This window comes from Marinomonas arctica (assembly GCF_003259225.1).
Lineage (GTDB): Bacteria > Pseudomonadota > Gammaproteobacteria > Pseudomonadales > Marinomonadaceae > Marinomonas > Marinomonas arctica.
The window spans coordinates 87,925-108,902 of the sequence record NZ_QHJF01000002.1 but is presented as its reverse complement, the minus strand read 5'-3'; the positions used below and the strand labels follow the sequence as shown (position 1 = coordinate 108,902).

General features: G+C 44.7%; 19 protein-coding genes and 1 tRNA gene. 18 read left to right on the top strand and 2 right to left on the bottom strand.

Going from position 1 to position 20,978, the window contains the following annotated elements:
• The first annotated feature begins 30 nt into the window (after window positions 1-30).
• The 14 genes from ftsH (at window position 31) to DK187_RS01565 (ending at window position 15,234) form a co-directional block, all read left to right on the top strand.
• Window positions 31-2,004: an ATP-dependent zinc metalloprotease FtsH gene (ftsH, locus tag DK187_RS01630; RefSeq protein WP_111605594.1), complete on the top strand. Its 1,974-nt coding sequence runs from the start codon at window positions 31-33 to the stop codon at window positions 2,002-2,004.
• A 34-nt stretch (window positions 2,005-2,038) separates the two neighbouring features.
• A complete protein-coding gene (folP, locus tag DK187_RS01625; RefSeq protein WP_111605593.1) occupies window positions 2,039-2,872 on the top strand; it encodes a dihydropteroate synthase in 834 nt (277 codons plus the stop codon).
• On the top strand, window positions 2,872-4,218 hold the full coding sequence (glmM, locus tag DK187_RS01620; RefSeq protein WP_111605592.1) for a phosphoglucosamine mutase: 1,347 nt from the start codon (window positions 2,872-2,874) through the stop codon (window positions 4,216-4,218). The genes folP and glmM overlap by 1 nt, the downstream gene beginning before the upstream one ends.
• Before the next feature lie 90 nt (window positions 4,219-4,308).
• Window positions 4,309-5,058: a triose-phosphate isomerase gene (gene tpiA / locus DK187_RS01615; RefSeq protein ID WP_111605591.1), complete on the top strand. Its 750-nt coding sequence runs from the start codon at window positions 4,309-4,311 to the stop codon at window positions 5,056-5,058.
• Window positions 5,059-5,061: 3 nt separating this feature from the next.
• A complete protein-coding gene (secG, locus tag DK187_RS01610; RefSeq protein ID WP_111605590.1) occupies window positions 5,062-5,415 on the top strand; it encodes a preprotein translocase subunit SecG in 354 nt (117 codons plus the stop codon).
• 47 nt (window positions 5,416-5,462) lie between these two features.
• Window positions 5,463-5,548 (top strand) — tRNA-Leu (locus DK187_RS01605).
• Between the two features lie 331 nt (window positions 5,549-5,879).
• Complete coding sequence (rimP, locus tag DK187_RS01600; RefSeq protein WP_111605589.1) at window positions 5,880-6,341, top strand: ribosome maturation factor RimP; 462 nt, start codon at window positions 5,880-5,882, stop codon at window positions 6,339-6,341.
• Window positions 6,342-6,368: 27 nt separating this feature from the next.
• Entirely contained in the window at window positions 6,369-7,859 is a 1,491-nt protein-coding gene (gene nusA, locus DK187_RS01595; RefSeq protein ID WP_111605588.1) for a transcription termination factor NusA, read from the top strand.
• 26 nt (window positions 7,860-7,885) lie between these two features.
• Window positions 7,886-10,459, top strand: coding sequence for a translation initiation factor IF-2 (infB, locus tag DK187_RS01590; protein WP_111605587.1), 2,574 nt, complete (start codon window positions 7,886-7,888; stop codon window positions 10,457-10,459).
• Window positions 10,460-10,471: 12 nt separating this feature from the next.
• Window positions 10,472-10,852, top strand: a complete 381-nt coding sequence (gene rbfA / locus DK187_RS01585; RefSeq protein ID WP_111605586.1) for a 30S ribosome-binding factor RbfA — start codon at window positions 10,472-10,474, stop codon at window positions 10,850-10,852.
• 18 nt (window positions 10,853-10,870) lie between these two features.
• Window positions 10,871-11,797 carry a tRNA pseudouridine(55) synthase TruB gene (gene truB, locus DK187_RS01580; RefSeq protein WP_111605585.1) on the top strand — a complete coding sequence of 309 codons (927 nt, stop codon included), beginning with the start codon at window positions 10,871-10,873 and terminating at the stop codon, window positions 11,795-11,797.
• A gap of 111 nt (window positions 11,798-11,908) precedes the next feature.
• Window positions 11,909-12,178, top strand: a complete 270-nt coding sequence (gene rpsO / locus DK187_RS01575) for a 30S ribosomal protein S15 (RefSeq protein WP_111605584.1) — start codon at window positions 11,909-11,911, stop codon at window positions 12,176-12,178.
• Between the two features lie 176 nt (window positions 12,179-12,354).
• The gene (gene pnp / locus DK187_RS01570; protein WP_111605583.1) at window positions 12,355-14,463 is read left to right on the top strand and encodes a polyribonucleotide nucleotidyltransferase; all 2,109 of its coding nucleotides are present in this window, start codon (window positions 12,355-12,357) and stop codon (window positions 14,461-14,463) included.
• A gap of 180 nt (window positions 14,464-14,643) precedes the next feature.
• Window positions 14,644-15,234: an LPP20 family lipoprotein gene (locus DK187_RS01565; RefSeq protein ID WP_111605582.1), complete on the top strand. Its 591-nt coding sequence runs from the start codon at window positions 14,644-14,646 to the stop codon at window positions 15,232-15,234.
• Window positions 15,235-15,288: 54 nt separating this feature from the next.
• Here the strand turns inward: DK187_RS01565 and DK187_RS01560 are convergent, their stop codons facing one another.
• Window positions 15,289-15,699 (bottom strand): acyl-CoA thioesterase, encoded by a 411-nt coding sequence (locus tag DK187_RS01560; protein WP_111605581.1) that lies wholly within the window; start codon window positions 15,697-15,699, stop codon window positions 15,289-15,291.
• Here DK187_RS01560 and DK187_RS01555 point away from each other — a divergent pair.
• Window positions 15,698-16,729, top strand: a complete 1,032-nt coding sequence (locus DK187_RS01555) for a DUF3080 family protein (RefSeq protein ID WP_223232229.1) — start codon at window positions 15,698-15,700, stop codon at window positions 16,727-16,729. The genes DK187_RS01560 and DK187_RS01555 overlap by 2 nt on opposite strands.
• Here DK187_RS01555 and DK187_RS01550 read toward each other — a convergent pair.
• On the bottom strand, window positions 16,726-17,049 hold the full coding sequence (locus tag DK187_RS01550; RefSeq protein ID WP_111605580.1) for a hypothetical protein: 324 nt from the start codon (window positions 17,047-17,049) through the stop codon (window positions 16,726-16,728). The two genes, DK187_RS01555 and DK187_RS01550, sit on opposite strands and share 4 nt — an antisense overlap.
• Window positions 17,050-17,327: 278 nt before the next feature.
• Here DK187_RS01550 and DK187_RS01545 point away from each other — a divergent pair, with 278 nt between their 5' ends.
• The 3 genes from DK187_RS01545 to zwf all read left to right on the top strand — a co-directional run bounded on the left by DK187_RS01545 (window position 17,328) and on the right by zwf (window position 20,965).
• On the top strand, window positions 17,328-18,392 hold the full coding sequence (locus DK187_RS01545; protein WP_111605579.1) for a GGDEF domain-containing protein: 1,065 nt from the start codon (window positions 17,328-17,330) through the stop codon (window positions 18,390-18,392).
• Window positions 18,393-18,495: 103 nt separating this feature from the next.
• The gene (gene glk, locus DK187_RS01540) at window positions 18,496-19,470 is read left to right on the top strand and encodes a glucokinase (protein ID WP_111605578.1); all 975 of its coding nucleotides are present in this window, start codon (window positions 18,496-18,498) and stop codon (window positions 19,468-19,470) included.
• A gap of 19 nt (window positions 19,471-19,489) precedes the next feature.
• Window positions 19,490-20,965 carry a glucose-6-phosphate dehydrogenase gene (gene zwf, locus DK187_RS01535; protein WP_111605577.1) on the top strand — a complete coding sequence of 492 codons (1,476 nt, stop codon included), beginning with the start codon at window positions 19,490-19,492 and terminating at the stop codon, window positions 20,963-20,965.
• Window positions 20,966-20,978 lie beyond the last annotated feature (13 nt).

The following is a 20,978-nucleotide window of genomic DNA, read 5'->3' as shown; positions in this document are numbered from 1 at the left end:
TATTAAAAATAACCTTTAAGAGGTGTGCTCTTGAACGATATGCTGAAAAATATACTGTTATGGTTAGTGATAGCTGCTGTACTGCTAACTGTGTTTAACAATTTTAATACAACGGCCGATACGAACCGGATTTCTTATTCCGAATTCGTAAAAGAAGTGCAAGATGGTCGTATAGCAAAAGTAGTGGTGGATGGCTATACCATTAGCGGCAGCCGAACGAGCGGTGATACTTTTGATACCGTGCGTCCTGCGGCAGCGGATCCAAAGATAATGGACGATTTATTGAGCAATAATGTGGTTGTTGAGGGGCGCATGCCTGAGCAACAAAGCATTTGGACTCAATTATTGGTGGCCAGTTTCCCAATCCTTCTTATACTTGCGATTTTTATGTTCTTCATGCGTCAGATGCAAGGTGGCGCTGGTGGCAAGGGCGGCCCTATGTCTTTTGGTAAATCCAAAGCACGCCTTTTACCAGAAGATCAAATTAAGACCACTTTTGCTGATGTCGCAGGTTGCGATGAAGCGAAAGAGGACACCGAAGAGCTTGTTGATTTCTTGCGTGAGCCAAGCAAATTTCAGCGCCTAGGCGGAAAAATTCCTCGTGGTATCCTGATGTGTGGACCTCCAGGAACAGGTAAGACTTTGCTTGCTAAGGCAATTGCTGGTGAAGCCAAAGTACCTTTCTTCACTATTTCAGGCTCTGATTTCGTTGAAATGTTTGTTGGTGTCGGTGCGTCTCGTGTTCGTGACATGTTTGAGCAAGCTAAAAAGCATGCGCCATGCATTATCTTTATCGACGAGATTGATGCGGTTGGCCGTAATCGTGGTTCCGGCATGGGCGGCGGTAACGATGAGCGTGAGCAAACGTTAAACCAGCTATTGGTTGAAATGGATGGCTTTGAAGGTAATGAAGGCATTATTGTTATTGCGGCAACAAACCGTCCTGACGTATTAGACCCTGCTTTATTGCGTCCAGGTCGTTTCGATCGTCAAGTGCAAGTGGGCTTGCCTGATATTCGTGGTCGTGAGCAGATTTTGAAAGTGCATTTGCGTAAAGTGCCTTGTGATGACGATGTTGAGCCAAAAAACATCGCTCGTGGTACGCCTGGTTTCTCTGGTGCTGACTTAGCGAACTTGGTTAACGAGGCAGCGTTGTTTGCGGCTCGTTCTAATCGTCGCTTAGTGAACATGGAACAACTTGAGCTTGCGAAAGACAAAATCCTCATGGGCGCAGAGCGCAAAACCATGGTGATGAGTGACAAAGAAAAACTGAACACGGCATATCATGAAGCGGGTCATACTATTATTGGTTATCTAATGCCAGAACATGATCCAGTATACAAAGTGTCTATTATTCCTCGTGGTCGTGCACTTGGTGTCACTATGTATTTGCCAGAAGAAGACAAATACAGTATCAGTAAACGTGGTCTTGAAAGTCAGGTTTGCAGTTTGTATGGTGGTCGTATAGCAGAAGAGATGATCCATGGTTTTGATGGCGTCTCTACAGGTGCCTCAAATGATATTGAACGAGCCACTAGTATAGCTCGTAACATGGTGACTAAATGGGGCTTGTCTGAAAAATTAGGCCCATTTGCTTACGAAGAAGACGATAATAGTGGTAGTTATATCACGGGCCCTACAGGCAGCAAGGCAAATTACTTCTCACCGGAAACGGGTAAGATCATTGATGCTGAGGTTCAAGATATTATTACTCGTTGCTATGCAAAGGCGACGCAGATATTAGAAGAGAACCGCGCTAAGCTAGATGTTATGGCGGAAGCCTTGATGCAATATGAAACCATTGATGCGAAGCAGATTAAAGAAATTATGGACGGTAATAAGCCTTCTGCCCCTGAGGGTTGGTCAGACCCTAGTGCGAATTCGCCAAAAGGTGATGACGCAAAAGCGGTGAAAGAGGATGGCGTTACTGAGTCTTCTGAAGAAGAATCGTCCAATCTTGATGATTCTACTGGGACAGTATCTCCTAAACCTACGGGTGAGTGATTTTTCCTTGTTAATCTGCTGATATGGATTTTTCATGTCGTTAATGTCGTTCGGGGACAAGTCGTTAGACTTGTCCCTTCCTCATGTAATGGGGATCTTAAATGTGACACCAGATTCTTTTTCGGATGGCGGTGTCTTTCATTCCCTTGATGCGGCTCTGCGTCAATCTGAAAAAATGATTGTCGAAGGTGCTAGTATTATCGATGTCGGTGGTGAGTCAACTCGCCCCGGTGCTGTTCCCGTCAGTATCCAGCAAGAAATGGATCGTGTCTTACCTGTTATAGAGGCGATAAAGAAACGCTTTGATATCATAGTCTCTGTTGATACCAGTACCACTCAAGTGATTCGAGAGGCCGCCCGCTTAGGGGCAGGTCTGATTAATGATGTTCGTGCCCTTGAGCGTGATGGTGCCTTGCAAGCTGTTGCTGAAACGGTCTTGCCTGTTTGTTTGATGCACATGAAAGGGGTGCCGCAAACCATGCAGCAGCAACCGGATTATGGTTCGGTCGTAGATGACGTGATGCAATATCTATTGTCCAGAGTGGTAGAGTGTGAGCGTGTGGGGATTGATCGTTCTCGGCTTATTTTGGACCCTGGTATAGGGTTTGGAAAAACCTTGTCTCATAATTTATCCTTGCTGAATCGGACGTCTCAGTTTAAAGAAATGGGGTTTGAGGTCCTGATTGGTCTTTCGAGAAAAACCATGATAGGGGATGTGTTGAATTTACCAGTTGATGAGCGTTTGTATGGCACGATGGGGGCAAATGCCTCTGCCTATTCAAAAGGTGCTCGTCTATTTAGGGTTCATGATGTTAGGCCGCATGTTGAGATGTTGGCACTAATGTCTCGTATTGAGAGAGAAATTTGATGCGTAAGTATTTTGGAACAGATGGCATTCGTGGCAAAGTTGGAACTATGCCAATTACACCTGAGTTTATGCTTAAACTGGGTTGGGCAGCTGGGCAGGTTTTTAAAGAAAATGATAAAAAAATCTTAATCGGTAAAGACACGCGAATCTCTGGTTACATGTTTGAGTCAGCGCTTGAGTCCGGTATTGTTGCTGCGGGTGCGGATGTCCGTTTAGTGGGGCCTATGCCAACGCCTGCCATTGCCTATCTGACGCGCACGTTTCGCGCCAGCGCTGGGATTGTTATCAGTGCTTCCCATAATCCGTATACCGACAATGGTATTAAGTTTTTTTCAGCAGAAGGTGGGAAGATTTCTGATGAAATAGAAGAGCGCATTGAGTATTTTCTTGAGCAGCCGATGGTTGTGGTGGAGTCCAGTCTTATCGGGCGTGCTAAGCGCATTGATGATGCGGCTGGGCGTTACATAGAATACTGTAAAGGCACGTTCCCGATCGGTTTGCAATTAAGCGGGCTAAAGATTGTCGTCGATTGTGCTGACGGCGCCACTTACCATGTTGCTCCCCGAGTGTTTTCAGAGCTAGGGGCTGAGGTTATCTCTATTGGTGTCAATCCTGATGGCCTAAATATCAATGAGTTTAGTGGGGCAACAAAACCTGAATTGCTACGAAAGAATGTCTTGGCAGAAGAGGCTGATATCGGTATTGCTCTAGATGGGGATGGCGATCGTTTGATTTTGGTTGATCGTCATGGCGAAATTCGTGACGGCGATGATATTCTTTATATCATTGCGAATCATCTAATGCGTACAGGGCGTTTTAGTGGCGGTGTTGTTGGTACATTGATGAGTAATTTTGGTCTTGAGTTGGCGTTCTCCGAAACGGGTATTGGTTTTAGTCGGGCGGCGGTGGGAGATCGATATGTGAATGAAAAGCTGATGCAGCATGGCTGGGTGTTAGGTGGTGAGCCTTCTGGGCATATTGTTTGTCGCTCTATTACGACGACTGGTGACGGTATTATTGCGGCCCTTCAAGTACTTCGTGCCATGGTGGAAGAGGGTAAGTCCCTCGATGAGCTTTTGGTCGGTCTTGTAAAATTTCCACAAAAATTAAAAAACATACGCGTCGCTAAGCGTTTTGTGCCAAATGAAGAGCCTGCTTTGCAGAAAGCCATCGCCGTCGCTAATGAGCGTTTGAATGGTCTTGGTCGAGTGTTGCTTCGGGCTTCGGGTACAGAGCCTTTGATTCGTGTCATGGTAGAAGGTCGAGACGACCAAACAGTGGATGAGCTTGTTGATTATTTGGTCGAGGAAGTGAATTCTGTTGTTTCAGCAAAAGCGAGCTCATAAAGCAAAATTTATGAGCTGAATAGTAATAAATGACTTGAAACTAAAGCGCCCATTCCATAGAATGGGCGCCTCGAATTTAGGGGTTAGAATATGATTCGTCAAAAGATAGTGGCTGGTAATTGGAAAATGAATGGCTCAAAAGAGTCCATATCCTTACTGATTAACGGTTTACTTGAGATGGAAGGTTCTAACTCTGAAGTGGTTGTTGCACCATCTTTTCCCTACTTGTCTCAAGTTGAGAGTTTGATTTCTGGCAGTGCTATCGTGCTAGCGGCTCAAAATGTGAGTCAAGAAGTAAAAGGCGCCTTTACGGGAGAAGTATCCGCTTCCATGTTGGGTGATTTTGGGGTTAAGTATGTTTTACTTGGTCACTCTGAGAGACGTTCTCTTTATGGTGAGATAGATGCGTTAGTTGCATCAAAAGTAAAGGCAGTATTAGATTTTGGCTTGGTTCCTATGTTATGTGTCGGAGAGACGCTGGCAGAACGTGAAGCAGGCAAGACGCTTGAAGTATGTGAACGACAAATTCAAGCTGTCATTGATGTTGTTGGTATTGCTGCGTTCGAAGGCTTGGTTATAGCCTACGAACCTGTGTGGGCAATAGGCACCGGTTTGTCAGCCAGTGCAGAGCAGGCACAAGAAGTTCATAAAGCAATCAGAGAGTTTTTAGCTCAATCGTCAGAATCTGTTTCTCAGAAAGTGCAGATTTTGTATGGTGGAAGTGTTAAGGCATCAACCAGCTCGGCTTTGTTTCAAATGCCTGATGTAGATGGTGCCCTTGTTGGCGGTGCATCGCTTGATGCAAAAGAATTTATAGCAATAGTAAAAGCAGCAGGTTAATTAATGGAAGCACTTATTTTAGTTTTGCATGTACTGGCGGCAGTAGTCATTATTGCGTTGGTCTTGTTACAGCAAGGTAAAGGTGCGGACGCGGGTGCCTCTTTTGGTGGTGGTGCGTCCCAGACTGTATTTGGCAGTCAAGGTGGTGGCAGTTTTTTTGGAAAGATGACAGCGCTTTTTGCATTGATTTTCTTTTTGACTAGTTTTGGTTTGGCTTACTATGCGAGTGAGCAAGCAAAAAGTGTTTCTGGTGCACTTGATTTTGTTCCTTCAGCGCCTCAAGTTGAAGAAACAGTTGGTCTGCCTGATTTAGGTGATAGCAAAAACACAACATCTGATATTCCGGTAACTGAATAATTTTAGTGGCTGTGATGTTTGGTTAGTAGTGTTTGGTTAAGCGTTTTGCGGATGTGGCGGAATTGGTAGACGCGCCATCTTGAGGGGGTGGTGAGCAACGCTCGTGGGGGTTCGATTCCCCCCATCCGCACCAATATTGAATTGGTATCGTATTTTGTGTATGATGTCGTCATATTGATGCAGAGCAATCTGGTTTGTTGAGATTAGAGTTACTTTAACGAGTTGTTCTTCTCATGGTTTTCCTAATTTAGGTATCCGCAGCAGTTTGTTCTTAGTATTTGGTGTCAGGATTGATAGCCTTCTATTTGGAAGGATGCTCTTTCAATGCTTCATTGAGTAGAGTACTAAGAACCCCTATATGGGGTTTTTTGTTATCTGCACCGTGCACTATGTTTTAATGAAAATGGGCCTTGAGCCCGTTTTTTGTTTCTGCGTTTTACAAAATTGGTTTTCGGAGAAAACGATTGTCAGCAAAATACACGATTTTAGAAGAACTTATTCGACCAGTCGTTGAAGGTTTGGGGTTAGAGTTTTGGGGGATGGAGTACTTGTCTTTAGGCAAGGATTCCGTACTTCGTATTTATATCGAAACGGACGCTGAAAAGGGGATCGATGTTGAAGATTGTGCCCGTGTAAGTCGTCAAGTAAGTTCCATTTTAGATGTTGAAGATCCTATTACTGGGGAATATAGCCTAGAGGTATCGTCACCAGGTTTAGATCGGCCTTTATTCAGTTTGGCTCAGTATCAGGCGTATATCGGTTCTATTGTTTCTTTGCGTTTACGAGTGCCTTTTGATGGGCGACGTAAGTTTAAAGGGCAACTAATGGGGATCGAAAGCGAAGATATTGTTATTCGTGTAGATCAAGAAGAATACCTATTGCCTATCGAATTGATTGATAAGGCAAATGTTGTTCCACAATTTTAAAATTAACCTTGAAGAGAGGCTAAAAGGATGAGCAAAGAAATTCTTTTGGTAGTGGAAGCCGTTTCCAACGAGAAAGATGTTCCGAAACAAGTTATTTTCGAAGCCGTTGAAATTGCTTTAGCAAGTGCTGCCAAGCGTCGTTTTGAAGAAGACGCACTAATTCGTGTTTCCATTGATCAGCGTACAGGTGATTATAAAACGTACCGTCAGTGGCACATTGTTGCCGATGAAGAATATTCTGCGCCAGCTTCAGAGCTGACAATAGACGATTCTGAAGAGCAAAATCTTGGCTTGGGTATCGGTGAAATATACGAAGAAGAAGTCGAGTCTGAAGCATTTGGCCGTATTGCCGCGCAAACAGCAAAACAAGTTATTGTGCAAAAAGTACGTGAAGCCGAGCGCGCGAAAATGGTTGCGCTGTATACCGAAAAAGTAGGCAAGCTTGTTCATGGGCAAGTGAAAAAAGTCACCCGTGATAGCCTGATCATTGATTTAGGTGAGAATGCAGAAGCGTCCTTGCCGAAAGATCAGCTTATCGCTCGTGAAAGTTTCAGAATGAATGATCGAATTCGTGCGTTGTTACTTGAAATTCGTGAAGATAATCGTGGATCGCAATTAATCCTTTCTCGTAATGCCCCCGCTTTCATGATCGAGCTATTTCGTCTTGAAGTGCCAGAGATTGCAGAAGAAGTTATTGAAATCCGTGGTGCCGCACGAGATCCTGGATTGCGTGCAAAAATTGCCGTTAAAACAAATGACCGTCGTATCGATCCAATTGGTGCGTGTGTTGGTATGCGTGGCGCGCGCGTTCAAGCAGTATCAAATGAAATGAATGGCGAGCGTGTTGATATCGTTCTTTGGGATGATAACCCTGCTCAATTAGTGATTAACGCTATGGCGCCTGCTGAAGTTGATTCTATCGTTATTGATGAAGACGCGCACTCTATGGATGTGGCGGTTAAGAGCGACAACTTGGCGCAAGCCATTGGTCGTAACGGTCAAAACGTGCGCTTGGCTTCTACATTGACGGGTTGGTCATTGAATGTAATGACCAGCGAAGACGCCGAGGCAAAACAGCAAGAAGAGTCACAAAAACTCATTGATATTTTTGTTTCTGGTTTAGACATTGATGACGATTTAGCCATTCAGATGGTTGAAGAGGGATTCACTTCTTTAGAAGAAGTGGCCTATATCCCTATGGAAGAAATGTTAGACATCGACGGATTTGATGAAGATTTGGTAAATGAATTACGTTCACGAGCAAAAGAGTCCTTGTTAAACCGAGCTCTACAAGCCGAAGAGCAATTGGATGATGCCAAGCCTGCTGCTGATTTGTTAGCAATGGAAGGTATGGATAATCATCTTGCTTTAGTGTTGGCTTCTATGGGAGTGATCACCATGGAAGATCTAGCAGAGCAATCGGTTGATGAATTGCTAGATGTTGAAGGTATGACAGAAGCGCGCGCGGCGAGTCTTATATTGACAGCTCGTGCACCTTGGTTTGCTGAATCTGAATAAAATCTGAGTACATAAGGGGGAACTTAATGACAGTTCAAACCGTAAAGATATTATCCGACCTGGTTAATACGCCAGTCGATAAGCTACTAGCTCAGATGAAAGACGCTGGCCTGCCTCAAACGAGTGCAAGTCAAGAAGTCTCTGAAGTTGAAAAGCAAGCGTTACTGAATTATCTAAAACGTCAGCATGGCGAAGACAGCGGCAATAGCCAAAGAATTACTCTGCAACGAAAGACAACAAGTACGTTGTCGCGTGATGGCGGAAAAGCGGTTAATATTGCAGTGAAGAAAAAACGCACGTACGTAAAGCGTGATGATTCAGACAGCGAATCTCAAAAGCAAGAAGAGTTATTACTTGCCCAGCGCCTTGCTGAAGAGCAAGAACGTTTGGCAGCTGAAGAGCAGGCTCGTCTAGAAGCCGAGCGTAAGATTGAAGAAGAGAAGGCGGCCAAAGCAAAAGCTGAAGCCGAAGCAAAAGCGCGTCAAGACGCAGCGGCAAAAGCCGCCGTAGCGGATGCTGACGCGGTAAATTATACGGAGCAGTATGTTTCCGATATAGGAGCGGCAGAACCCGTGGAATCACCGAAGCAGCCTAAAGCAGCGAAAAAAATGTCTCAACCAGCAATGGACAGTAAGAAATCGTCGGTTGCACCAAAAGGCAAAAAAGGCCCAGTGAGACATGACAACGATAAAGACAAACCTCGTGGTCGTATTAATCCAGATAACAAGCGCACATCACGCGTAAATGTTAATGACGAAGATGAATTCACTCGTCGCGGCAAGTTAGGACGTAAAAATAAGAAGCCAGCAAAACAAGAGCATGGTTTCCAAAAGCCAACGGCTAAAATGATTCATGAAGTCGCTTTGCCAGAAAGCATCACTGTGGCAGATCTTGCCGAAAAAATGGCAGTGAAAGGCGCAGAAGTTATCAAAGTCATGTTTAAAATGGGTGCGATGGCAACCATTAACCAAACCATTGACCGTGATACAGCAACGCTTGTTGTTGAGGAAATGGGTCATACGGTTAAGCTAATCGACGAAAATGCTGTTGAAAATGACATGATCGAAGCCATCGACTACGAAGGTGAGGCGATCAAGCGTGCACCTGTCGTTACTGTGATGGGCCATGTTGACCATGGTAAAACGTCTCTGCTTGATTATATTCGTACGACTCGCGTTGCTGCGGGTGAGTCTGGTGGCATCACACAGCATATCGGCGCTTATCACGTTGAAACACCGCACGGCATGATCAGCTTCTTGGACACTCCGGGACACGCGGCGTTTACGTCTATGCGTGCACGTGGTGCGAAAGCAACAGACATTGTTATTCTAGTGTGTGCGGCAGACGATGGCGTGATGCCTCAGACAATTGAAGCGATTCAGCATGCTCGTGCTGCTGGTGTTCCAATGGTCGTTGCCATGACTAAGATCGATAAAGAAGGCGCGGATTTAGATCGTGTTAAAAACGAATTAGTGGCGCAAGGTGTTATTCCTGAAGAATGGGGCGGTGACGTTCAGTTCGTCGGTGTATCGGCTAAGTCTGGTGAAGGTATTGAAGCGCTTCTAGAAGCGGTGTTGTTGCAATCAGAAGTACTTGAATTAACCGCGGTTCCTAGCGCACCAGCAAAAGGTGTGGTGGTTGAGGCTCGTTTAGATCGTGGTCGTGGTTCTGTTGCTACTTTGCTCGTTCAAAACGGTACTTTGAAGAAAGGCGACATCGTGTTGGCTGGTCTTCAAATGGGTCGTGTGCGTGCATTGTTGGACGAAACTGGTAAGACGATTGATTCGGCAGGCCCATCTATTCCTGTTGAGATTCTTGGTCTTGATGGAACGCCAGAAGCAGGTGAAGAGTTCATCGTTGTAGCGGATGAGCGTAAGGCGCGTGAAGTGGCGAACTTCCGTCAAGGTAAGTACCGTGAAGTGCGTTTTGCTCGCCAGCATTCTGCTAAATTAGAGAACTTATTCTCTGAGATGGGCAAAGACGAAGTTCGTACTCTGAACATTGTTATTAAAGCGGACGTTCGTGGTTCTCTTGAAGCCTTGATTAAATCATTGACTGACATGAATACAGATGAAGTGAAAGTTAACGTTATCTCTAGTGGCGTTGGTGGTATCACGGAAACGGATGCAACGTTAGCGCTAGCGTCTGATGCGGTTATTTTCGGTTTCAACGTGCGTGCGGACAACTCTGCTAAGCAATTCATTGAGCGTGAAAGTATTGATCTTCGCTACTACAGTGTTATCTATAACATTATTGACGATGTGAAATCTGCGTTGTCCGGTATGTTGTCTCCAGATCTTCGTGAAGACATCAAAGGTACGGCCGAAGTACGTGATGTGTTCAGTTCGCCTAAGTTTGGTTTGATTGCTGGCTGTATGGTGGTAGAAGGGACGGTTTACCGTAACAAACAGATCCGTGTATTGCGTGATGATGTTGTTATTTATGAAGGTGAGCTTGAATCTCTGCGTCGCTTTAAAGATGCGGTCAATGAAGTTAGCCGAGGCATGGAATGTGGTATCGGTGTTAAAAACTACACTGACGTAAAAGTAGGCGATAAGATCGAGGTTTTTGAAACCATCGAAGTTGCGCGTACGTTATAATAGGACAAGATCATGGCAGGCGAATTTAGTCGTACTAGTCGGATTGGTGACCAGCTCCAAAAGGAGCTGGCGTCCTTGATCCAGTTTGAAGTAAAAGATCCACGTTTAGGGTTGGTTACTGTCAACGAAGTGCGTGTAGCAAAAGATTTAGGCTATGCGGATATTTATTACACGGTTTTGGGTAAAGACGATCAGCCAGAAGTATTGGCAGAGAACCAAGCGGCTCTTGACAGCGCAAAAGGTTTTTTACGTCGTCGTTTAGCACAAGAAGTGAAACTTCGTGTTATGCCGCATTTGCGCTTTCATTATGACCAAAGTGTGGTCAATGGTTCGCGTATGTCGGCTCTGATTGACGAAGCGATTCGTGATGATGAGACGAAAAACGGTAACTAAGGCGAGTAATAAAGTCGTATGGTGAAAGCAAAATGGCGTTCGGTAGACGGGATTGTTTTACTGAACAAGCCGATTGGTCTTAGTTCAAACCAGGCATTGCAGCGTGTTCGCCGTCTTTATCAAGCGGCGAAAGCGGGCCATACTGGTGCGCTCGATCCTTTGGCAACAGGAATGTTGCCACTGTGTCTTGGTGAAGCGACGAAATTCTCACAATATCTATTGGATGCAAATAAGCGTTATTTGACTTGCATTCAGTTGGGTAAAAGAACCACAACGGGCGATCGTGAAGGGGACGTGTTAACGGAAGAGTTGATTCCTACCCTGACGGATGACTCGCTTGAGGCGATTTTAGATAGGTTTCGTGGTGACATTGAGCAAATACCGCCCATGTATTCCGCTTTGAAGCATGAAGGTCGACCTCTTTATGAGTATGCTCGTCAGGGCATTGTTATCGAGAGAAAACGTCGACGTGTCACGGTTTCAAATCTCACCCTTGTTTCCAGAACTGACGATACGTTAACGCTTGATATTCAGTGTTCTAAAGGTACTTATATCCGAACTATTGGTGAGGATATTGGCGAAGCGTTAGGGTGTGGCGCACATCTGCACTCTTTGCATCGTATTTCGACGGCAGGGTATTTGCCTGAAAATATGATGACCCTAGAACAATTTGAGGCGATAGCGGAGCAAGGTTACGAGGCGTTGGACTCTCATCTGATTTCAATGGATACCGCCGTAGAACACTTTGAAAAAGTGGATTTAGCAGAGGCGGACACCTTAGATATGATGTTTGGGCGGACCGTTTCTAGCCCTGTTTCATTAGAGCATGAAACCGTGATCAGAATGTATGATGAACAATCACAGCGCTTTTTGGGGCTTGGGCAGATAAAAGGAACGTCTATTCGTCCTTATCGATTGGTAAATACTAGTGAGTTCTCTTTATAAATAGCAGTGAGTTCTGCTAAAAAAAGTGCTAAACTTGCTGGCCTAGGATGACTGAAAATATGCTCGGCTATCCTTTACTTTTAATAGCATATTAATTTGGAGATTAAGATTATGGCATTGTCTGCAGAATCAAAAGCAGCGTTGGTAAAAGAGTTTCAAGTAGCAGAAGGTGACACGGGTTCTCCTGAAGTTCAAGTAGCATTGTTGACTAAGAACATCGAAGGTCTTCAAGATCACTTTAAAGCTCATATCCACGACCATCATTCTCGTCGCGGTCTAATCCGCATGGTAAACCAGCGTCGTAAGTTGTTGGATTACCTTAAGCGTAAAGATGCAGCTCGTTACACTAGTTTGATCAAAAAACTAGGTCTGCGTCGCTAAGACTGAGAAAGGGCCATAAATTATTATGGCCCTTTTTTTATTGGTCTCCCAAGGGACAGCCTGTACTTCATATGTGCTTTTCTTTCCGTTAGAGAAAGGTGTTAAAGAGTTCATATGAGTACTGGCTTAAAAAGAGGTCTTTGGGAGAAGAAATTTTTTTAATAAAAGGAATACGCGTGAGTATTACGACAAAAACTTTCCAGTTCGGTAACGATACCGTAACGCTAGAAACAGGCCGCATTGCTCGTCAAGCAACGGGCGCTGTACTTTGTACAATTGGTGATGCGCAAGTGCTAGCGACGGTTGTTGGTGCAAAAACAGCGACACCTGGTCAAAACTTTTTCCCATTGTCTGTGCATTATCAAGAGCGAGCTTATGCGGTTGGTAAAATCCCTGGTGGCTTTTTAAAGCGCGAAGGTCGCCCTTCTGAAAAAGAAACACTGACGTCTCGTTTGATCGATCGTCCAATTCGCCCATTGTTCCCTAAAGGGTTCATGAACGAAGTTCAGGTTGTTTGTACGGTTATGTCTACGAACACTAACCTAGACGCCGATATCGCTGCAATGATTGCAACGTCTGCAGCATTAACAATTTCTGGTATCCCATTCAATGGTCCTATCGGTGCAGCTCGTGTTGGTTTCAACGATGAGTCTGGCTACGTGCTTAACCCAAGTTACTCTGATCTAGAAGGTTCTTTGCTAGACATGGTGGTAGCGGGTACAAAAGATGCCGTGTTGATGGTGGAATCTGAAGCGCAAGAACTAACGGAAGACGAAATGTTAGGTGCGGTTCTTTACGCACACAAAGAAATGCAAGCAGCTATTTCTGCTATCACTGAATTCGCAGCTGAGTGCGCTAAGCCTCGTTGGGATTGGACAGCGGAAGCGGCAAATGTGTCTTTGACTGATGCACTTAAGTCTGGCTACGCGGCTCAAATCGAAGAAGCGTATGGCATCAGTGAGAAAATGGCTCGTTACGCTCAACTAGGCGTTGTTCGTGATGCTGCTGTTGCTGCCTTAGTAACTGAAGGCGGTGAGTTTTCTGAAGCGGACGTAACGGGCGCTTTCTCTAAACTAGAAAAACGCATTGTACGTCGTCGTGTTATCGACGGTAAACCACGTATCGATGGCCGTGACAATAAAACGGTTCGCCCAATCAGTGTTGAAGTGGGTCTGTTAAGCAAAACTCACGGTTCAGCTTTGTTTACGCGCGGTGAAACACAAGCGATTGCAACCTGTACATTAGGTACGAGCCGTGATTCACAAATGACGGATGGTTTGACTGGCGAAAGCAAAGACAGCTTCATGCTTCATTATAACTTCCCTCCTTACTCTGTAGGTGAGTGTGGTCGCATGGGTGGCGTTGGTCGTCGTGAGATTGGTCACGGTCGTCTAGCTCGTCGTGGTGTTCAAGCAGTATTGCCTTCTGAAGATGAATTCCCATACACCATTCGTATCGTGTCTGAGATCACTGAATCTAACGGTTCAAGCTCTATGGCGTCTGTATGTGGTGCGTCTTTGTCTATGATGGACGCTGGTGTTCCTTTGAAAGCGCCAGTGGCAGGTATCGCCATGGGTCTTATCAAAGAAGACGACGGCTTTGCAGTACTAACGGATATCTTGGGTGACGAAGATCACCTTGGTGATATGGACTTTAAAGTAGCGGGTACCGCAGAAGGTATCACAGCGCTTCAAATGGACATCAAAATCGAAGGCATCAACGAAGAAATTATGGATATCGCCTTAAGCCAAGCGCTTGAAGCTCGTACTCATATCCTTCGTGAAATGGCGAAAGTTATCGGTTACGCTCGTCCTGAAGTGTCTCCAAATGCGCCATCTATGGCGACGATCAAAATTGATCCAGAGAAAATTCGTGACGTTATCGGTAAAGGTGGCGCGACTATTCGTTCTATCACGGAACAAACAGGCGCTTCTATCGATCTAGACGACGACGGTACTGTGCGTATTTACGCTGCAGACAAAGCGTCTTCTGACGCCGCTTTGCTGAAGATTCATGAAATCACCGCTGAAGCGGAAGTAGACAAGCTTTACAAAGGTAAAGTGGTTCGCTTAGCGGAGTTTGGTGCTTTTGTTAACATTTTACCTGGTAAAGACGGCTTGGTTCACATCTCTCAAATCGCTGAAGAGCGTATTCGTGCGGTAACCGACTTCCTTTCAGAAGGTCAAGATGTCATCGTTAAAGTGCTAGATGTTGATGCTCGTGGTCGTATCAAACTGTCTATGAAAGACGTTACTGAAGAAGAGAAAGCCGCTTACACTGAATAATTTTGTGTGACGGATAAATTAAAAAGGGTGCTATTTATTAGCGCCTTTTTTTGTTTTTAATGGTATGAATAGGCTAAAATGACAGCATTGCACTTTTGTTGATTGTGCTTTTGTGCATTGCACTTAGGCTGGTAGAGCTTAAAGTTCTGATTGTCTTAGCTAGAGTAAAGGAAAAAGATCATGACGTTTAAAGTGGTAGGGTTAATCGCGGCGAGTCTTGTATTGGCGGCATGCAGTAAAGATGCCGTGAATACGCCTGTTTCTGCCATCCCTGATTGTGTTTTTGCTGATGGCTCTAACCAACCTGCGCCTGATTGGGTGTGTGGTGCACCTGTGGATGGGGTTATTTTATCCGCGGCTGGCTACAGTGAAAAATCCGCGGCGGGTGTGAATTATATGAAGCAGATGGCAGCGACAGCAGCACGTGTTGAGTTGGCGCAAGTGCTGAGTGTTGATTTGCAAAACATGGTTAAGCAATATGTTGAAACAACGGGGGCGGGTGATTCAGAAACCGTAGATCGTGTTAACAGTGTTGTTACCAAACAAATTACTGAACAGCAGTTGATTGGTTCAAAAATCATCCGTCAAATGCCTACCCCGTCTGGTGGTTTAGTGGTGCTTGTGGGTTTAGATCCTACGCAGGCGCAAGGTGTTGCGGAAAGCATTTTACGTTCTTCAATGCGAAATGAAGCGGCATTGTTTCAAAAGCTTGAAGCTGAAAAAAGCTTTGATGAACTCGCGGCTGAAATTGCTAAGCGACACGCAAAATAAGCCATAAAAACACAGTGATGTCGCCATGTGGACTCACTGTGTTTTTGATGATGGCTAAGACATTATTTCTTCATCGAAAATGGGGGTTGGTTTTTTGTTGCTATCCACAGCAACAAAGTTGAAATGCCCCGTGACTGCTTTTGTGCGTTTGTCGCTGTCGAGTTGTTCTAGAAAAATAGACACTTCTACTTTTAGCGACGTTCGTCCAACATGAACGACGCGAGCAATGAGCTCGACTAAAATACCTGATGGGATGGGTTGTTTAAAGTCAACCTGTTCTGTTGAAATGGTGACCATGGTTTTTCTGGCAAAACGAGTGGCAGCGATATAGGCGACTTCATCCATCCACTGTAGGGCGATGCCACCAAATAAGGTATCGTAATGGTTTGTTGTGGCTGGAAACACCATTTTGGCAACACGTGTCTCCGATATTTCTTCTCGTTTTTGGATGAGTAGTTTATTCATGTTAGTAAAAACCTTTATTTCAATGATTCTGTTAAGCGGCATTATACTCGCAGGAGTGAGTGGTTGTGATACGCGTTTTCAGGGCGAGGACGTTTTATCTCAATATGCAGCTGGTTTAAATCGCTCGCAGTATATGTCGGTGTCTTCTCCTGCAATCCTAATGCCAGCAAGCTTGCCGTCTTCCCGTCATCGTCAACAAGGTCTAACGCAATTTGATATTGGATTATTGGATTATTTGTCCTTGCAGCAATGTGATGTTGGTCTTGTAGCGGGAAGAAAAAACAGCATTTTGGGTAAGGTGATGCCTGACAGTCAGCGGTTTTTATACGAGCTGGACATCATTCGAGCCATTGAATCGTGTGATATTAAGAACGACACTTTGGCCGAGGAGTTGCATCATATAGCACAACAGAAACGCCTTGAATTGCCGATGGCGTTTGGGAATGCGCTTTTTAATGGTGCGGAAAGTGAGGCTTTTTTCAGCTTATCCAATGGTTATTTACCGCTAAATTCCTCAACAGCAGATCAACAAGAATTAATGAACGCTCTGAATCGATTGGTTGTCATAGGTGAGAATCTTGATCGCTTACCTGTTGTTGATGCAAACGTTTTCGAGGGTGATCTAAAGACACTGATGGACAGTGAATATGCCGGTAGGTTGTTATACACAACAGTTCGAATAACGGATTATTTAGATCGTGTAACCGCTGAGATGGCAGCGCTTGATCAACAAATGTGTGGTGCGCCAATTGGGTACCTTAAACAGCAATTTGAAACGCATTATGTCAAGATCGTCCAGCCTTATATGGGGCGCATTAATCGTAGCGCTTATCAGGTTTTACCACTTTTAAATAAGCTGTTTGAGCTAAGTGCACCATTGAGTAACGACATGCGTGTCTTCTCTCATCAGTTCTCATTAGTCGCTTCAGACAGCCGTTGGCAGCATTATCAACGGGCGTCTCAGGGGCATGCCCAGCAGTGGAGTGCTCTTTTTGGTCTCTGTTCTCTGTCTGTTGGAGGCGCGTCTTAGAAGCGAGTATGGAGTTGTCTTTCTAGACTTTCTACGGCGTCGTATTGGTAAGCTGGACCTTCTGCTAAAGGCTCGAAGCTCAATGCTTTTAGTAAGGCTATGTTGGCAATGGGATTTTCTCCAATGCTCTGTGAAAATTGCATTGGACGCGTTATTGCATGGGGTTGATGTTGGCTCAACTTGTCAGCCGTATCAATCAGTGACGGACCTGGTTGGCTGAATAGACTCATTAATAAGGCAAAATTTGCATTGCCAGAAACCGGTTGTCCCGCTCGACTGCTTTGGGTTACCTGTGTTTCAACAATGTCTCTTATATTCATTTATATGCCTATTAAATTCGTTACGATACGCTATCGGCACAGAGTGATTTTTCTTAAGAAAACAAAGGATTAATTGAAATAACGAAGAGCTTGTCTGTGGAGGATGTTTGATGGGGGTTTTTTTTATGCCGTTTAGATGGCAAATTTTCTTCAACGTATAGCTCAAATTGTGTAAGCATCGTACTATAATGCATTGCAGATCAATAATGTTTTTAGGATCTGCTGCTTTCTATTCAGAGAAGTGGACCGCTTACTGTTGGTGCGGTGGGGCATAGTACATGCATGATATTAACGAACTGATCGACAATGTTAGACGCAATGAAGAGATTGCACGCAAGTTCTTTGAGATAGAGCGTTGTATTCTTTCGATTGGTCGTTGTGACCAGTTTGTTTCTACGTTAACAAAAGAAGTGCAAAAGCAATTTAATGTCCCCTATGTATGGGTAAACTTAATCAATGAAGCGCCTTTGTCCCATCTCATAGAAAGTCTAGAGAAAATGCCAGATTTACGCGATCGGGTCTTGTTCACTAGACGTCGATCTATGATTGATATTATTAAATCCAGTAATAAAACGGTGCTGGTGAATACGAACTTGGGTCGTTGCTGGGAGATCATTCCGACCGTTTATCGTGATATTATTTCCTCTGTGGCGATTTCTCCGCTGACGATTGACGGTGAGTTAGTTGGTCTGTTTTGTCAGGCCGACTCGGACAGTACGCGTTATGATGCGATGACCAAAGATACTTTTTTGCTTGATCAGCTTGCCATCAAGATTTCAATTTGTCTTAGTAACGTGACGGCAAGAGAAAAGCTTGAGTACTTAGCCACTCGAGATCCGTTAACCGGTCTATTAAATCGTCGGCAGCTTGAGTTGATGTTGGAGCGTGAATTCGCTCGCTCTAAGTCGCAAGAGCGTGATTTGACGGTTGTATTTATTGATTGCGATGCGTTTAAGTCGATCAATGATACCTTGGGACATAACTGTGGCGATGAGGTGTTAGAATACATTGCCAAGCGTTTGTTAAAATATGTTCATAAGCAGGGTTTGGCATTCCGTTTTGCTGGCGATGAATTTGTGTTTGTGATGCCGGGTAAAAGTTATGAGCAATCCATTATGGTCGCTGAGTCCATTCAGGAATACCTTCAATCTAATCCATTAAGGTATAAATCGAATCTTGTGCCGATTACGATCAGTTATGGTGGTGCTAGTGTGATGTCTGATAGGCCAAGCAACTACAAACATCTGCTAAAAGTAGCGGATGAGCGTCTTTATGATTATAAAAATAACCGTAAAAGATTAGTACCGACTAAGGTATTTAAATTTTTAAACAGGCTAAGATAGGATTGTAATTTTATTACATTTTAGCGGCTGTTTTTTCAGAGTTGCGGTATTTTTCCCCTCAATTTTGTTGTAAAATTTCAAAAAAATTAAATAGGGTTCGTCTATGTCCCATGCTTTAATCGCCGATCTTGGTGGAACGAATGCGCGCTTTGCCTTGGTTCCCATCCATCAGTATGAGCCTCTTGAAATTAGAGTGCTCCCTTGTAAGAATTATGCGAATTTTTTCGACGCTGCGGCCGATTATATAGAGCATTGTAGTGTCGATATGGAAAATATTGATGCTGTCGTTCTTGCCATCGCAGGTCCTGTCAATCAAGCTGTCATTCGCTTTTCTAATAATCCTTGGCACTTTACTCGTGCCGAAGTGCAATCTTATTTTGGTGACGATAAACCTGTTGCCTTGCTTAATGACTTTGATGCCGTGGGTTATAGCTTAGAGGTTCTACCTAAAAGCGATATGGTGGTATTGGGTGAACACGCCACAGTAGATCCAAAAGCACCATGTTGGGTCGTAGGAGCGGGAACTGGATTAGGCATTTCTTGTGTTGTGCCTCAAGATAACGGCCCTAATATGGTGTTGCCGGGGGAAGGTGGGCATGTGGATTTGTCCGCTTGCAACGACCTTGAAGACGACATTTTAAAGTTCTTACGTACTCGTCATAAACGCGTGTCGGCTGAGCGTGTGTTGTCTGGAATGGGCCTTGAAAATATATACGAGGCTATGGCACAACGAGAAGGCATTGAAAGACGATTAACAGCCCCCGAAATTGGTGAAGCGCTAAAGCAAGGAAATGACCCAATTGCCAGCGCCGCTTTAGAGCAGTTTTTTGTGTTTCTTGGGCGCGTGATTGGTGATCTTGTACTGTCGGTTGAGTCCCGTGGCGGTGTCTATATTGCCGGAGGGATAGTGCCTCGTTATCTCAATGAAATCCTTAAGAGCGGTTTTCGTGATGCCATGCAAGATAAAGGGCGCATGAAAGAATTTGTCTCACCTATTCCGACGTTTGTCGTAATGTCGGAATACCCAGGGCTGATGGGATGTGCTTGTTATGCGTCCTATCTTGTGTCGAAAGCCTAAATAGTTGGAGAAAGAATATATGAAGGCCAGTTTAAAAGCCTGTGATGTTGTAATTTTCGGTGGCGGCGGTGATCTTGCAATGCGCAAGTTGTTGCCTGCTTTGTACCATTTGGATATGGATGGTTTGCTTGCTCCGACGACGCGTATTATTGGTGCTTCGAGACGAGAAGTGAGTACTGAGGAATATCAGACAAAAATTCGAGCAGCGCTTGATGAATTTGTGCCTTCTAGTGTTGGGGATGAAAAAACATGGCCGCGCTTTAAAGAGCGTTTGAGTTATGTGTCTGTTGATGCACAAGAAGCGTCTGATTTTTCGCGCTTAAATGATCATCAAGTGGGCGGCGATAACCGTGATGTTGTGTTTTACCTTGCGACGTCGCCTGACCTATTTGGCTCGATTTGTTCTTCGCTAGCGGCCCATGGATTGAATGCGGACCGTATGCGTGTTGTTTTAGAAAAGCCGCTTGGTCGAGATCTGGCATCTTCCCGTGCAATTAACGACGAAGTGATGAAGAACTTCAATGAGCAGCAAGCCTTCCGTATCGATCACTATCTTGGCAAAGAGACAGTGCAAAATTTATTGGCTATTCGCTTTGGTAATACCTTGTTTGAACCATTATGGGACAGTGCGCATATTGATAATGTGCAGATTACTGTTTCCGAGACGGTGGGTGTAGAAGGGCGTTGGGGTTATTACGATAATGCCGGTGCTATGCGCGACATGGTGCAAAACCACTTAATCCAGTTATTGTGCTTGGTTGCGATGGAGCCACCAGGCCGAATGGATGCTGACTCAGTACGCGATGAAAAAATCAAGGTGTTGAAAGCTTTGCGTCCTATTGCTGGAGCAAATGCCTATACCAAAACCGTTCGCGGTCAATATGCGAAGGGCATGATTAAAGGCAAAGATGTAAAAGGGTATTTCGATGAAGAAGGCAGTAATCCTGACTCACGAACGGAAACCTTTGTTGCTTTGCGCGCGGATATTGATAACTGGCGTTGGGCTGGCGTGCCTTTTTACCTTAGAACGGGTAAACGTTTAGGTCAGCGTTATTCTGAAATTGTTATTCAATACAAAGCCGTGCCACACAGTATCTTTAGTGATGAAAGTAATCGTCAACTGCAACGTAATCAGTTGATCATTCGCCTTCAGCCAGAAGAGAAAATCTCTTTAACGGTAATGAACAAAGTTCCAGGTGTGAGCGAAGGCATGGTTCTTCAGCCTGTTGATTTGAACTTGAGTCTGACGGAAGCCTTTAATGATAAGCGTAGTCCGGAAGCGTATGAGCGATTGCTGCTTGATGTGATGCGCAACGATGCGACGTTGTTTATGCGCTACGATGAAGTAGAGGCGGCTTGGAAATGGGTAGACGGTATTATGTCTGCATGGAACCAAACCAGTGAGCGTCCAAAAGAATACGCTTCCGGTTCTTGGGGGCCTGCTGCATCAATGGCATTACCGATCAAAGACGGTCGTAATTGGCATGATTATTAAGTCTTAATAAAAG